The following is a 13,743-nucleotide window of genomic DNA, read 5'->3' as shown; positions in this document are numbered from 1 at the left end:
CATTGATATGGGGAACGTCAGAGAAAACAAAGCTTTTTTTTGTTTACGAAAAAGAATCTTTGCAAAAAAAAGAGCCTCCGAGGGGGGGTCGGAGGCCGGGAGTTAAGTTTATGAGATGGGGAAGGGGGGTGGTGGTCAGGTTGGAGCGGGAGGTGCTTGCCCATGCCTGCCACGCGGTTATGTGTTACAGTCCTTCCACAGCGTTATTATACACTTATTTGTACGATGTGTCATATAGCTATTAAACATTAATTTAAAACATGCTAAGGTACTTGAGCCCATCATCGGGGAACACGGTTACCACGTTTTTCAGCTTTAGATGTTCTTTTACTTTTAGTGAAGCCATAAAGTTTGCTCCTGAAGAAACACCAACGGAAAAACCTCTTTCGTTGAGCATCTTTACGCCATTCATGGCTTCTTCTCCGCTTATTAAAACGATGTCATCTATCACATTTTCATCGAATATCGTTGGCACGAAACCTGCCCCTATACCTTGTATAATATGACTTCCTGGTTTTCCTCCAGATAATACAGGAGATTCGGCTGGTTCTACAGCCACAATTTTTACTTTATTGCCTAATGCTTTCTTGAGTACTTTTCCAACGCCCGTTATGGTACCGCCGCTACCTACTCCAGCGACGAATGCCTGCACGTCCCAATTCATTTGCTTAAGGATTTCTGGACCAGTAGTAAGCTCATGGGCAAGAGTGTTAAAGGGGTTATTGAACTGATCGGGGATGTATCCATGACGTTCTTCCTTTAACTCTTGTGCTTTTTTGATAGCCCCACTCATACCTTCATCGGCAGGCGTTAGCAAAACCTGTGCGCCATAACTTTGGGCAAGTTTTACTCGTTCTGGTGTGACCGAAGCTGGCATGGTTAGAACCACCTTTATGCCCATCTGAGAACCAAGTGCGGCCAGCGCAATGCCTGTATTGCCAGATGTGGGCTCTATAATGGTTCCGCCACTGCTCACAAGGTTCTCTTTTAAGGCGTGCATGAGCATAAAGTAAGCTGGTCTATCTTTTATGCTTCCTGTGAGGTTGAAGCGTTCCAGTTTTGCATAAATGCCGTAAGGCTCTATGTATGCCATGGGAGTTTCAATGAGTGTGTTCACGCTACCACTTCCTTTACGCATTCTTGTTTTACCACCTTTGCGGGCACACCTACAGCGGTAGCAAAAGGCGGTACATCATTAACTACCACACTGCCTGCACCTATGCGCGCATTATCTCCTACGTTTATGGGCCCCAATATGATGGCTCCCGCTCCGATAAAAACATTCTTTCCTATTTGTGGGTGCCTTATCCCACTGCATATTTCCTTTGCGCCTAACGTTACACCGTGGTAAATAATACTACCTGATCCGACTTTAGCTGTGCTGCCTATGACAATGCCGATGCCATGGTCTATAACAACTCCAGGTTCTATTTCTGCCGCAGGGTGTATATCCACAGCGTACACGATTCGATTGATAAGATGCAAGAAAGACGCCACATTTATGAAACCAGATTTATAAAATGCATGGGCATACCTATAAAGCTTTAAACTTCTAAAACCTGCATGGAACCGTGCTTGCGAAGGAGTTTCTAAAGAAGGGTCGCTCTTTAAAAGAGCCTGATAATCCTGACGTAAATCTTTTCTGACTTGAGAAAGTTCTTTCCACAATGTGTACAACCGCATCCCATTTGCTGGTCGCCTCCTACTTCGAATTATTTCGTTATCCATCTAAAAGCTTATACCCGACAGTATAGTGCATTATAGAACAAAATATTAAGGGAAACGTAAGCAAACGCTCGTGTAGTTTTAATCTTCGAAAACAGGTCCCATCTTAGCTATTTGATAGAGAGCAAGATGGAACCTGTTTTAGTTTTAATATGATTACGCTTGAACCGTATCTGTTAAATTGTTTAAATACTCCATGTCTTCAGGAGCAATTTCAAAATCTAATTTGGCATTTTCTTCTATGCGCGCAGGCGTAGTAGATTTAGGTAGAGGCAAGACGTTCCTTTGCAAAACGTAACGCAAGCAGATTTGGGCAACAGTCTTGTGATATTTATCTGCAATCTTTTGTATAGCCCCGTTGTTAATGAGTCTTCCCGTTGCCAGTGGTGAATAAGCTTCTACCAATATGCCATTCTTTTGGCAAAATTGCGTAATCTCTTCCTGTGTATTGCCTATGAAGAATTTTATCTGGTTAACCATGGGTTTTATCTCTGAATTATCCAAGAGCACTTGAAGATACTCCACGTCAAAGTTAGAAACACCTATGGCACGAATGCGCCCTTCAGTGTTCAGCTTTTCCATAGCTCGCCATACGTCTATGTTTTCTTTTTTATAATCTTTGCCCTTTTCATTCCAGGGCCATGGCCAGTGTATTAAGTACAAATCCAAATAATCTAAGCCCAAATTCTTCATCGTTCTTTCAAAGTAATCCAGCGTTCCATCATATGTTTTGACATCTGCCGGCAGTTTCGATGTAACGAAAATTTCATTGCGCGGTATACCCGATTCTCTTATGGCTTTGCCTACGCTTTCCTCATTGCCGTATACGTAAGCTGTGTCCACATGTCTGTAACCCACCTTTAAAGCATACGAAACAGCATTGTAGGCAACTTCACCGTTAGGTACCTGCCATGTTCCGAAACCCACCTTCGGAATCTTGACACCATTGCTGAGCACGTATGTTTCTGTAAGTACACTCATGTTATGACCTCCCTATGGCTGATATGCTTTTCCTATTCATTAATAGTAACACTTAAAAAATATACGATAACCAAACCATCTTTTGTTGTTTCTTAAAAGGTATGTGTTTCCTGCACATTTGCTTTGCTAAATGAGAAATTTAATATCCTGCTTACGCAAATTGAACTGCGCTATTTACCACCGGAAGTTATGATTTATGGCCAGATCGCCTCACAATAAGCTGTTTAGGAAGCTTGTTCCGTTTTCTGGTTCTCCCACATGCATATAATCTGCTATGGTTGCTCCGATATCCGATAATGTTTGTCTTACGCCCAAAGGACGTGCCATCAATCCTTCTGAATAAACCAGGAGGATGGCTCTTTCTCTGGTGTGGTGGCTGTGCCCTACAGTGGGGTCATTGCCATGGTCTCCTGTAATTATTAAGACATCTTCCTTTGTCATTAGACTCATAATCTCTGGTAAGCGTTTGTCCGCAGTCATCAGCTTCTCTGCATACTTAATGGGGTCCTGCGAATGTCCAGCTAAATCTGTCTCCTGTACGTTTGCTGCTATGAGGCCATTGTTTTGCGTTTGGAGCTTATCACAGATGATGTTCAGAACATTTTCTGTTTCTACCATAGGCAAGTACTCCGCTCCTTCGCAAACGATGACGTCAGCCATTTTGCCTATCAAAGAAACATCATAGCCTGCTCTTTTCATAAGTGTGGGGACTTGAACGTCAGGATTAACACCATAACCCAGGTGCCTTACCATGTAACCACTATCGTAGACACCAGATTTGGGGGCGTTTATGCCCACTATGACACCATCTTGTTTTACTTCTTCAGCATCCAAAATATCCTTTACAGAGACACCTTTGCCACCAAATACAATAACGCGTCCCACTTCCACATTTTGACGAACGATGCGGCCTATCTTGAGCTCATCCTCAAAGGTTATGTAATCCAATGGTGCCGTAAGGTTGTAATTCTGGCCTGGATCGGCTTCCAAGTTATCGGCAACAGTGACAAGACCATTAACTAACAAGAATGGATGTTCTGGGTCTGGACGCTCTACCGTGTACCCGTTTTCAATCAATGCCTTTTCTACCTTATCTATGTAAAAACTGAACGGTTTTTCTATGGGCATTTTAGGCCTTGTACCCATTATTTCTTGATGACCTTGGTATGTATCTGCACCAAAATGCATGAGATTGCTGGAACCGTAACTGGCTATGGGCTGATAAATCTTTTTTATTTTGGCTGTTTCCACTAAGTTTCCTGCGCCCATTTTTTCAAGGTTTGGCACGTGCAGTTCGCTATGCTCTGCCACATGCAAAAGGGTATTAGCATCCTTGTCTTGAGGACGGAACTCCTCTGCATCATCCATAGCGCCTACACCGAGGCTATCTATGGCTAAAAGTATTACACGTCTCACTTTAGCTGCCTCCCTGTGGAATCGTAGATGCCTACAAGTGCTGGCTTTCCTTTTTGTATTCCTTCTATGACAGCCACCTTAGATCGTGTAAAAAACACTTGTGTTCTAAAAGCGAACAGAACACCATCCCCAATGTTGAGTAAGCCGTCTTCATCTTCCACTCTGCCGTAATAATCAATGTTTCCTGCTGGTAGTTCTTGCGCTTGAAAAATGTGTTTATGCTCTGGATTGTAAGCATGCTTCAGATGAGACCTGGGGTAAAAGCCTCCGCCAAATACATATGCGTTATGGTCATCTCTGTGTGATACCTCAGTAACATAAACCATGGCGATTTTCTCAGGTTCATTTCCCAGGGCATGCAACGGTGTGGTGCCTGTGAGTGCATGCCCTGGTTCACCGTGTGTAGCACCGCATTTCTTTAAGAGGGGGATGGATGAAACACATGTGGCACTGGGTGCATTAATTTGTTTTACTTCTATGCCCATTTGCGTTAGAACATCTTTTGCATCAATTAGGACTTCCATGTTACGGGTTGGTTTAATACTTTCTGATTCGTCATCATACAAGAAACATGGAAATGACGTAATGCCAACAATACGAACATTGCCCAGACTTAAGATTTCTTTTGCCGTTTCTTCCAGATTACGTAGGCATATGCCACCTTCTTGCCCAGGATAAAGGCAGCTTTTCTCGTCAATTACACGCAATAAAATATCTTGTATTTTCCCAAGTTTTTGTGCGGCCTTGTTTATCTGTCGTGCTTTTTCCACACCAAAGCATGTAATAACTTCTGGATTCATCATGAGTGCTTCTTCTATGCTTGATTGCGGGATTTGTACCAAATGTCCTAAATGGCCTATCTTTATTCCTACATTATGCAAAATGCGCGCTTCATCCATGTCGACAGCGACAGCTTGTGGTAAGCCCATTTCACTTACGGCACGTGCGACCAATGGGTTACGGCCAAACTGTTTTGACATGAAATAGAGCGATATCCCCTGAGCTTGAGCTTCCTGCGCGATGAGCGCACTATTCATCCTAACCATGTCTAAGTCAATGCAGTATGTATTCGGTTCGATAAGATGGTGTTTGTGAAAAAAGAATGCTGCATCCAGCAGCGCTGGATTGTTTTTTATCGCAGTTTCTAAGAACATAATGCACCGCTCACTTTTTGAAGTGCTTCTCTGAGAATTCTGATTACCGTTTGGCTCCCTGCTCTCATGGGATTTACTCTTATCATATAATCTTTCATTTGTGGATTTTCTTTTATGAACGTACCTGAGGGGCGATAAAACATAGGCGTAGCCTCATACCTTGATTCTGCTCCTACGGGGTGTGTAGCGGCCCCTAATATGCCAGCTTCTTCTATAACTTTGGCTGCTATGGGCTGGTCGAGTTCTACCAATATGGTTCTGGATTGAGCGTTGGTTATGTAAGCTCCTTTTACGCCTCTGATGGTTCCTTCATTCAACGTTTCAGCTACTTTTGTTATTTCTTCTGCTTGCAGAGCATTCATAACCGGTACATAGATCAACGATCGGAGCGCCTCCATGGCTTCATAGCCTTGAACTTGACCACCTCCTGAATAGTTTATCTGCCGGATTTTATCTGCTACACGCTTTTCGCAAATGACACAGCCTATACCTTCTGGTCCAAGCAGTTTGAAGCAAGAGAAAGTGGAAGCGGTGGCACCTACTTGCGTACCTATGCAATGGGTTTTGAGCACCGTGTAATTTTCATCTGTTATGATAGGCACGTCAGAACTGTTTCTGATTTCTTTAATGAGTTCATACATGTTGTATCGGTCTGAAGCTTTTTGGCGAGAGTGTTGAATGTAGACAGCTTTAATGTCTTTGTTATTGCTGAGTGCTTTCAAAACATTTTGTGAATCGTTCATGTCTACATACTCCAGTTGCAAAGCCATATATTGCATGGTGCTTGCTGTTGTGGAGTAAATAGGGCTGCTGTGTATGATTACTTTGTCTCCTGGGTTTAGCAGTGCCTGCAGTGAAAATCTTATGGCTCCCGTGCCTGCACCTCTGACTAACACTGCATCATCAGAACCAAAAAAGTCAGCCAGTGTCTCTTCCACCTTTGCTGTGGCTAATGGCCGACCATGGGATGGCGCCACGCCTAAATCTCCCATGTTCAAGAATTCATCACCAGAGAAATGTTTTGTTATAACATCTACGAGCTTGAACTGTAATTCTTTTGCTTCCTCCAGCGTTAAAAACTCTAATGGATATGTTTCCACGGTTTCACCTCGCTATAAAAGGCAGTAACGAGAACATATAGAATCACACTACTGCAAGAATCGAAACAAATAAGACGTTCCCCCATGTGGTGCATCATTTATAAAATACCTGCTTTATTATTGTCATCAGTAACATAATTGCCACCGCCATCCCAATGTACAAAACTTTGTACAAAACATTATAGCACATTATTAGCAAGCTATTTAGTAAACCACAGGATGTATTTGCTTACATAAAAAACTTACCGTTTTCCATCAGATGTTAGGTTACAAGCTGTTTTGCGCCATTGTATGTTGCTATAATTGACTTACGGCATACGAATAATGATAATGTTCACGTAAAAGCCGAATGGTGTTTTTTCACAACACAATCTGACAGTTTGGTGGTGCGGGGCATTGGACAAAAATTTATTGACAAAAAACGGAACAGCAGTAGTTAGATTAGCCCGTAGGTTTCTTACTATGGAAGAAGGCCAAAAGATAAAACCCGTGGGGGAATACGCTGACCAGTTTGGTATGGGTAGGGGAACCATACAAGCGGCACTTAAATACCTTGAGGATTCAGGAGCTGTTGTAATAAGCGCAAAAAGACATAATGGGACATTCATTGACAAAATAGATTACAAGAAGCTGTGGGACCTTTCCGACCTAAAGACGGTAACAGGTGTTATGCCACTTCCTTACTCGCGGAGATATGAAGGAATGGCAACAGGGCTTTATAAGGCTTTTGAAAAAGCTGGCATACCTCTTAGTTTAGCTTACATGAGAGGTGGTTACCGTAGAGAGGAAGTTCTTCTCGATGGCAAGTATGATTTTGCCGTCATGTCGTTGTTGGCGGCGGAAACATTAAAAACAGCGCGAAAAAACGTAGAGGTGGTAGCCGATTTTGGCGAATATTCTTATGTGGGTGGGCATAAAGTACTTCTTTCTGATTCGAAGTTGAAAACCATAGAAAGTGGTATGAGAGTTGCTTTGGACAATAGCTCTGTGGACCAGCTGCTTCTTACTAAAGCGGAATGTGCTGGGAAAGATGTAACCTACGTAGATTTGAGCTACAACCAGATTTTAGAAAACTTGCAAAAACATAACATAGATGCGGCTGTTTGGAATGTGGATGAAATTACCGATAGGCGCCTCGATACGCCATTCTTTGATTTTCAACAGGAAGAAGCTCGGCGTTTGGAAGAAAAAGCCACTGTGGCGGCGATTGTAGTCGTTAAATCAAAGAAAGCAATAATAAACGTTTTTAAGCACCTTATTGACCGCGATTTGATTCTTGATATACAGAAAAAAGTACTTTCCTGTGAACTACTTCCAGAGTATTGATGAAACTACTCCCTTGATATAGAATATTGTACAAAGTTCTGTATAATTAATTTGACATCACAATTTTATAACAACGTCTTAACAGGGTAGTTGCCGTATCTGGAATTTAACCTTTTTAAGGAAAGTAGGGATAGGCAAATGGACAGCGAGGTACTGGAAAGACTTGATATTCTTAGGAACTCTGACCAAATTGACGCCAATGAATATGAACAAACGTTGTACATTCTCAGATACGTGGAAGAAACATATGGCGTAGAGGTGGAAAACGAAGTAGGTGGGATGTTCGCTGTTCATGTTGCCAAGGCTTTAAATCGCATACATTTAGGCGAAGCAATTGATTCTACGCCAGACCAAGTTATGGAAAGCATAAAGGGGCTTACGGAAATCACCAACGATATGATATCCCTTTTTCAAAACATTACAGGTTTGTCTGAAGTTCCCATGGGAGAGATCAACTTTGCTGTTTTATACATTAATTTGCTAATGGAAGCAAAAAGTGAGGTTGAAGGGAGGTGACTAATATATGCCTATTCGCATCGTTATAGGTGGATTGAACAAAGATGCTGTGGAAAGAGCTACAAGAAAGGCTGGAGGAGACAATGTAACCACATCTGTCATGTCTGATTTTGAAGCGGCAAAGAAAATCAAAGCTGGAGAAGCAGATTACTATTTTGGTGCGTGCAACAGCGGTGGTGGGGCAGCTCTGTCTATCCCCATAGGAATCTTGGGCTACAGCAATTGCGCTACCGTAGCAAAGGCTGGAGGAAGACCTAAGCAGGAAGAAATTGACAAACTTGTTGAATCAGGGAAAGTTGCGTTTGGAATGTCTGTGGAAGCTATCGATGAGACCGTTCCCATGCTGGTAAAAAGCATATTAAAGAAGCACGGTATGGACAGCTAATCATTGTGTTTGGGGTGGCCTCAGACAACGTCACTGACTGCGCTGTAGAACGTTTTGGGGTATCGGTACCGATAAATTAGAGGAGGGAGAACAAATGGTATTAAAGTTAGTGATTGTCGCAGTGTTATGTGCATTGACATCTTTGGCTTCTCATTACGGTAGAGCGGTATTCCATGATGGAATTAGACCCATCATGCCTGAATACAACGAAGGCCGTATGAAGCGGGGCGAAATGGCTTCAGTGGCTTTTGGTCTGAGCGCCGGGTTCATCTTGTCTATGGGGTTTGCTTTTACCATTTCATCTGGTCTTTTAAACCCATGGCTGCTGTTTTTGCCTACCGATATTTTAGGTATAGTGGCACCTTATGGGTGGCTTGCTGGTGTCTTAGGCGCAGTGTGGGGAGTAGGTGTAACCGCATTTTTTGATGGTCTTCATTCCGTATTAAGTATTCTGCCAGTCAACATGCTTGATGCACTGGGAGCTCTATCTTCTCCAGTCATTGCCGGTTTTGCACTTTTCCCAGCGCTTGCCGTACTTTCACAGTTTGGATGGCAACGCGGTGTAGCAACGCTTTTACTTGAGTTAGTTGCTCGTCAGCTCGCCGCACTAAATATTATTACCATCGGAGGAACTTCCATTTCTCCTGAGGCATTGGAAATGTTCGTCGGCGTCATTCTTCTGGTCGTATTCGCCATAGCGAAAGACTCCAAACGTAGTAAAGAAGAGAAAGCTGCAGCTAAAGGAGAAAACATATTTACGCAGAATACGTTACGCATATTCAAATCTTTACCTTTGCTCATGGTCATCGGTGGATTGGTTTCCTTAGTAAGCAATATGCAGTGGTTTGCTGGCTCTGAAGTGGATTTTCAACTACTTCATCAGGTATATGCTTCTGGAACAATGGCTGGCTTATCCAATGTTGCGGCTGCAGATTTTGTAAGAGGATTAGCTTTTATTCCTCTTATAGTTACTACCTCGCTTGCTTCTGGTGTGTACGGTGTGGTGGGTTTGACCTTTGTCTACCCAGTGGGTTATTGGCTGGCACCTGCTTTATTCGGTACAGGGATATTCGGCCACATCATGGCTTTTGTACTGGGCGCTGGGACCATACTTCTGGAAGTATCCGTACTGCGCTTGGTAGGTGAAGGGTTAGGTAGTTTCCCCTCATTACGAGAAGCGTCAGATAACATAAGGTCGGCCATGAATAATGTTTTGGAAGTGGCTTTGCTCATTGGTTCGGCGTTAGCGGTGTTAAATATGAATGTTCCCAATGCTACAGGACAAAATTGGTTGGGCTTTGGCTTGTTTGTCTCCATGTACATGATAAATGAGTATTTGGGCCGTCCACTCATAAGAATGGCTGCGTCACCGCTGGCCGCTATTGTAACGGGCATTTTACTAAACGTTTTCTATTTGCTCCATTTACTATGATGAATGGGAGATATGAATGGTAATGTCAAAATTAGTCCATGCCGTTTCAGGTAACATAGAACCAGATAGCATTAATCGGACGATGATTCACGAGCATATCGTCTTCGACCTAAGTAAAATACGTGGTGACAGTGTGTCCATTCTTGGCTGGTCAGAAACATTGTTTGCCATAGAAGAAGAACTTAAACGACTGCTCGAGCATGGCTTTAACACCATTGTTGAACAAACAAATATGGGTATGGGCAGAGATCCTGAGCGTTTGCTCAGGATCTCCAACGAAACGAATATGAATATCATTGCAGGTACCGGTTACTACAAAGAAGGTTTTTATCCGGCAGAAGTAGCTGCTTTGTCCAAAGAGCAATTAGCCGAAAAACTTTCCAATGACATTCTTGTCGGCATGGAAGGAACACATATTAGAGCAGGGTTCTATGGCGAAATAGGAAGCAGTCTGAATGAAATAACACCACTGGAAAGAAAGGTTTTTGAATGTGTATGCGATTCGCATAAGGAGACAGGTGCTCCCATAAGTACACATTGTGAAATGGGTACCATGGTTGTAGATCAGATGGCTATCTTTGATAGTAACGGGATAGATCCTTCTAAAGTGTCCTTCGGGCACCAAGATTTGAATCCTGATCTTAGCTCGCAAAAAGAGGTTTTGAAATGGGGCGCTTACATACAATATGACACTACGGGTAAGAACAATTACCGTTCTGATGACGATAGAGTAAAAGGTATTCTTACGCTACTGGACGCCGGTTACGAAGATAGAATAATGCTCTCATGTGATATTACGCGAAGTACATATCTAAAAGCTTTTGGTGGGCATGGGTATGTGAGCATTTATGAGAAATTTATCCCGATGCTCAAGAATAATGGTGTTACTGATGAGATCATCGAGAAAATGCTCGTTTGTAATCCAAGGCAGTTTTTGGCTTATTAAGTCGTAAGTGCTTGGTTGGTCAAAGAACAAAGTGGCAACTAAGTAATAGGCTTGGTACCCCTTTTAGTTGCCACTTTGTTCTTCTTTGCCATATGGAATAATGCTTACGTGACCATCTACTTCCAATATGGCCAGCTTAACATCTTTTATGTTTATGATACCGTTTTGACGTAAAGCTTCTGCAAGGTCGCTGGTATCCATTTTTGCTTTGTTAAGATTATTCTTGTTTATCTCGCCTTTGTAAATGAGCAGGATAGGCTCTCCTTGAACAGTTTTACTCAACTTGGGGAATTTATCCAGTAGAAACTTCAAGATATAATCAACGATAAAAAGGATACCCGCTGCTACTATGCCTCCCAAGAGAGTGGAGTCAGAACCGACCATGGCGTTTTGAACAGAGTTACTGATGAGCAGGATCAAAACCAAATCTATCAAAGAAAGCTGTGAAAGTTCTGTCTTGCCGAATAAACGTGTGCAGGCTACGATAAAAAGATAAACAACTACGGATCTGAAGGCTATGGAAAAGATTTGGCTGGCCATAACATCTCACCCCTCATGGGGAAAGTTTAGCATCAATAAGGTTATGAAGATTTCAGAAATAGTGATTTGCTGCTATGTTGCCAGAGAAAGATACCAATTCCTCAGCCGCTGGTAAGAGACAGCACCTGCGAGTGAATGACCGTTTGCCACTAAAGTAGGGGTGGCACTTACGCCAAGCTCCATCGCTCTCTCTATGTCTTCCTGTAATGCTTGCATTGTTTCTTTGCTCTCCATATCTTTTTCGAATTGCTCCATGTTCAAACCGAGCTCTCTTGCTACGTCTAAAAGCACTTCTTTGTCTGCTATGTTTCTGCATTCACTAAGGTGAGCTTTTTGTAGTCTGTCGAAATAGTCCCAGTGCATCGCTTGCCCACCCTGCTTTTCTGCAGCTTTGCAAGCTAATAAACCTGGTGTGGAGTAAGGGTAATCGAAATCTTTAGTCATCATGAGCTGGGTATTTATCCTATGCTGGTCATCGTTTATGTTTGCTGCTTCCCAGTGTTTAAGTATCTCTTCTTTACCTCTTTCTTTACTGCCGAACATTTCTGAAATAGAGATGGGCTCCGGAGCTAACGGAAACGCTCTGTGGATTACTTGTATTTCTGGAAATTCTTCTACGAGTTTCCTAACTCGGGGAGAAAAGGCATAGCACCACGCACACAGCACGTCATGAAAAAACTCTATGGTCATGTGTTGTTATCCTCCTTTGTTTTGTAAGGTAAATGGCTAATACCGTCTATTACTCTGTTCTATACATTAAAAAGTGCTTTATGCAATAACAGATTTCATGCGGATATAATTTAACCTGTATGGAAGAACGCGTTAATAAATGGTCAATACTTGTGGCTGTAATGCTTGGAAGCATAATGGCTCCCATAGATGGCAGCATCATGAATATCGCCATGCCCACACTGTCCAATGTTTTCCATTCGCCATTGGACATGGTCAGTTGGGTTTCCATGGCTTATCTTTTGGTGGTTAGCAGCACTCTGCTGGCATTTGGTAGGTTAGGGGACATTATTGGTTACAGGCCTGTATACCAAATAGGATTGCTTTGCTTTACACTTTCATCAGCGTTTTGTGGTTTCTCTCACACTATAACCATGCTCATAATAGGACGTGTCTTGCAGGCTATCGGTGGCGGTATGCTTCTTTCCATGACCCCTGCCATATTAACAGCGGTATTTCCAGCCAGCGAAAGAGGAAGAGCACTGGGTATAAATGCCATGTCTGTTGCTGTGGGACTTGCCATAGGACCAAGCTTGGGTGGTTTTCTTGTTTCCAATTTTGGCTGGCAGTACATCTTTTTCATAAACGTGCCTATTGGTTTAGCAGCTCTCTTATGGGCACAGTTGGTTATTCCAAAACGTTCCACACGCCTCAATGAGCGTTTTGATTATGTGGGCGCAGTTCTTGCCTTCTCTTTTCTCTTTACATTGTTACTTTATATAAACCGCGGTAGTCAGTGGGGATGGGCTTCTTTGCAGGGTATCTCTTTGCTGGCAATTTCTATAATCTCGCTTACAGGATTGATTCAGGCTGAAAGCCACCGGCCTGATCCTATGTTGGATTTATCACTGTTCAAAATAAGACTTTTTACCGCTGGGACAACGAGTACGCTTCTAAACTTTAGCGCCCAGTACATTATGACATTCCTTACGCCCTTTTACCTGACGCAAAGGGGGATGAGTGCCAGTGAAGCGGGAGCTTTGATGACGGCTTTTCCTGCTGCAATGTTGGTCATGTCTCCCATAAGCGGCGTTTTATCTGACAGGATGGGAGCACGTGGCTTGAGTACGTTAGGCGCCGTCATAAGCGCAATAGGTATATTTCTCATGTCCACGCTCACATTGGAAAGCCCGCTATGGAGAATCATACTCAACCTAATCATATTTGGTGTCGGAAACGGTTTGTTTCAATCACCCAATAATAGTTCCGTCATGGGCAGTGTGCCACGCCACCGTCTTGGCGTAGCATCTTCCTTTTTAGCCACTATGCGGAACGTAGGTATGGTATTGGGCATAGCGGTGGGTGGCGCTGTGTTCTCTAACCTCTCTAAGTACTACTCTCTGCATCTTTCTTTAACAGGAAAAGCACTTGAAAATATAGCATTTATGAACGCTCTTCGCGTCGCTTACCTGACGGGCGTGGCTATAGACATACTTTGTGCCATAAGCTCTGCTGTGCGTGGTAGTCATGTACAGCAGTAATATTGGGGGAAG

Annotated in this window: 14 protein-coding genes; 6 read left to right on the top strand and 8 right to left on the bottom strand. The window is 43.0% G+C overall.

From position 1 onward, the window contains the following. Positions 1–253: 253 nt before the first annotated feature. The 6 genes from D890_RS0107060 to D890_RS0107035 form a co-directional block, all read right to left on the bottom strand. Complete coding sequence (locus D890_RS0107060; protein WP_018963821.1) at positions 254–1,138, bottom strand: PLP-dependent cysteine synthase family protein; 885 nt, start codon at positions 1,136–1,138, stop codon at positions 254–256. Next, positions 1,114–1,728, bottom strand: coding sequence for a serine O-acetyltransferase EpsC (gene epsC, locus D890_RS0107055; RefSeq protein ID WP_245533162.1), 615 nt, complete (start codon positions 1,726–1,728; stop codon positions 1,114–1,116). Before epsC ends, D890_RS0107060 begins: the two co-directional genes overlap by 25 nt. A gap of 153 nt (positions 1,729–1,881) precedes the next feature. Continuing rightward, on the bottom strand, positions 1,882–2,706 hold the full coding sequence (locus D890_RS0107050) for an aldo/keto reductase (protein WP_018963819.1): 825 nt from the start codon (positions 2,704–2,706) through the stop codon (positions 1,882–1,884). Between the two features lie 210 nt (positions 2,707–2,916). Beyond that, positions 2,917–4,122: a phosphopentomutase gene (locus tag D890_RS0107045; RefSeq protein WP_018963818.1), complete on the bottom strand. Its 1,206-nt coding sequence runs from the start codon at positions 4,120–4,122 to the stop codon at positions 2,917–2,919. Continuing rightward, the gene (locus tag D890_RS0107040; RefSeq protein WP_018963817.1) at positions 4,119–5,276 is read right to left on the bottom strand and encodes a YhfX family PLP-dependent enzyme; all 1,158 of its coding nucleotides are present in this window, start codon (positions 5,274–5,276) and stop codon (positions 4,119–4,121) included. Before D890_RS0107040 ends, D890_RS0107045 begins: the two co-directional genes overlap by 4 nt. Then, the gene (locus tag D890_RS0107035; protein ID WP_018963816.1) at positions 5,267–6,376 is read right to left on the bottom strand and encodes an aminotransferase class V-fold PLP-dependent enzyme; all 1,110 of its coding nucleotides are present in this window, start codon (positions 6,374–6,376) and stop codon (positions 5,267–5,269) included. Before D890_RS0107035 ends, D890_RS0107040 begins: the two co-directional genes overlap by 10 nt. A 396-nt stretch (positions 6,377–6,772) precedes the next feature. Here D890_RS0107035 and yhfZ point away from each other — a divergent pair, with 396 nt between their 5' ends. The 5 genes from yhfZ to D890_RS0107010 all read left to right on the top strand — a co-directional run bounded on the left by yhfZ (position 6,773) and on the right by D890_RS0107010 (position 10,981). Then, positions 6,773–7,702 carry a GntR family transcriptional regulator YhfZ gene (yhfZ, locus tag D890_RS0107030; RefSeq protein ID WP_018963815.1) on the top strand — a complete coding sequence of 310 codons (930 nt, stop codon included), beginning with the start codon at positions 6,773–6,775 and terminating at the stop codon, positions 7,700–7,702. 138 nt (positions 7,703–7,840) lie between these two features. Continuing rightward, positions 7,841–8,218: a hypothetical protein gene (locus D890_RS0107025; protein WP_018963814.1), complete on the top strand. Its 378-nt coding sequence runs from the start codon at positions 7,841–7,843 to the stop codon at positions 8,216–8,218. A gap of 7 nt (positions 8,219–8,225) precedes the next feature. Next, positions 8,226–8,603: a DUF2620 domain-containing protein gene (locus D890_RS0107020; protein WP_018963813.1), complete on the top strand. Its 378-nt coding sequence runs from the start codon at positions 8,226–8,228 to the stop codon at positions 8,601–8,603. Between the two features lie 94 nt (positions 8,604–8,697). Continuing rightward, on the top strand, positions 8,698–10,035 hold the full coding sequence (locus tag D890_RS0107015) for a YhfT family protein (RefSeq protein WP_018963812.1): 1,338 nt from the start codon (positions 8,698–8,700) through the stop codon (positions 10,033–10,035). A 22-nt stretch (positions 10,036–10,057) separates the two neighbouring features. After that, positions 10,058–10,981, top strand: a complete 924-nt coding sequence (locus D890_RS0107010; RefSeq protein WP_018963811.1) for a phosphotriesterase family protein — start codon at positions 10,058–10,060, stop codon at positions 10,979–10,981. Between the two features lie 63 nt (positions 10,982–11,044). On the opposite strand, the gene D890_RS0107005 is transcribed toward D890_RS0107010, so the two are convergent. Both D890_RS0107005 and D890_RS0107000 read right to left on the bottom strand, forming a co-directional pair. Next, positions 11,045–11,521 (bottom strand): DUF421 domain-containing protein, encoded by a 477-nt coding sequence (locus D890_RS0107005; RefSeq protein ID WP_018963810.1) that lies wholly within the window; start codon positions 11,519–11,521, stop codon positions 11,045–11,047. A gap of 72 nt (positions 11,522–11,593) precedes the next feature. After that, on the bottom strand, positions 11,594–12,211 hold the full coding sequence (locus D890_RS0107000) for a DsbA family oxidoreductase (protein ID WP_018963809.1): 618 nt from the start codon (positions 12,209–12,211) through the stop codon (positions 11,594–11,596). Positions 12,212–12,330: 119 nt separating this feature from the next. On the opposite strand from D890_RS0107000, the gene D890_RS0106995 reads away from it, so the two are divergent. Beyond that, the gene (locus D890_RS0106995; protein ID WP_018963808.1) at positions 12,331–13,731 is read left to right on the top strand and encodes an MFS transporter; all 1,401 of its coding nucleotides are present in this window, start codon (positions 12,331–12,333) and stop codon (positions 13,729–13,731) included. Positions 13,732–13,743 lie beyond the last annotated feature (12 nt).

This window comes from Coprothermobacter platensis DSM 11748, from assembly GCF_000378005.1.
GTDB lineage: Bacteria > Coprothermobacterota > Coprothermobacteria > Coprothermobacterales > Coprothermobacteraceae > Coprothermobacter > Coprothermobacter platensis.
This window is presented reverse-complemented; position numbering and strand designations above follow the sequence as displayed.

What these genes read in the sequence shown, in the direction of transcription:
- D890_RS0107005 (WP_018963810.1), bottom strand. Translation starts at nt 11,521, where the DNA reads ATGGCCAGCCAAATCTTTTCCATAGCCTTCAGATCCGTAGTTGTTTAT.
- D890_RS0106995 (WP_018963808.1), top strand. Translation starts at nt 12,331, where the DNA reads ATGGAAGAACGCGTTAATAAATGGTCAATACTTGTGGCTGTAATGCTT.
- D890_RS0107050 (WP_018963819.1), bottom strand. Translation starts at nt 2,706, where the DNA reads ATGAGTGTACTTACAGAAACATACGTGCTCAGCAATGGTGTCAAGATT.
- D890_RS0107025 (WP_018963814.1), top strand. Translation starts at nt 7,841, where the DNA reads ATGGACAGCGAGGTACTGGAAAGACTTGATATTCTTAGGAACTCTGAC.
- D890_RS0107060 (WP_018963821.1), bottom strand. Translation starts at nt 1,138, where the DNA reads ATGCGTAAAGGAAGTGGTAGCGTGAACACACTCATTGAAACTCCCATG.
- D890_RS0107020 (WP_018963813.1), top strand. Translation starts at nt 8,226, where the DNA reads ATGCCTATTCGCATCGTTATAGGTGGATTGAACAAAGATGCTGTGGAA.
- D890_RS0107000 (WP_018963809.1), bottom strand. Translation starts at nt 12,211, where the DNA reads ATGACCATAGAGTTTTTTCATGACGTGCTGTGTGCGTGGTGCTATGCC.
- D890_RS0107010 (WP_018963811.1), top strand. Translation starts at nt 10,058, where the DNA reads ATGTCAAAATTAGTCCATGCCGTTTCAGGTAACATAGAACCAGATAGC.
- D890_RS0107015 (WP_018963812.1), top strand. Translation starts at nt 8,698, where the DNA reads ATGGTATTAAAGTTAGTGATTGTCGCAGTGTTATGTGCATTGACATCT.
- epsC (WP_245533162.1), bottom strand. Translation starts at nt 1,728, where the DNA reads ATGGATAACGAAATAATTCGAAGTAGGAGGCGACCAGCAAATGGGATG.
- D890_RS0107040 (WP_018963817.1), bottom strand. Translation starts at nt 5,276, where the DNA reads ATGTTCTTAGAAACTGCGATAAAAAACAATCCAGCGCTGCTGGATGCA.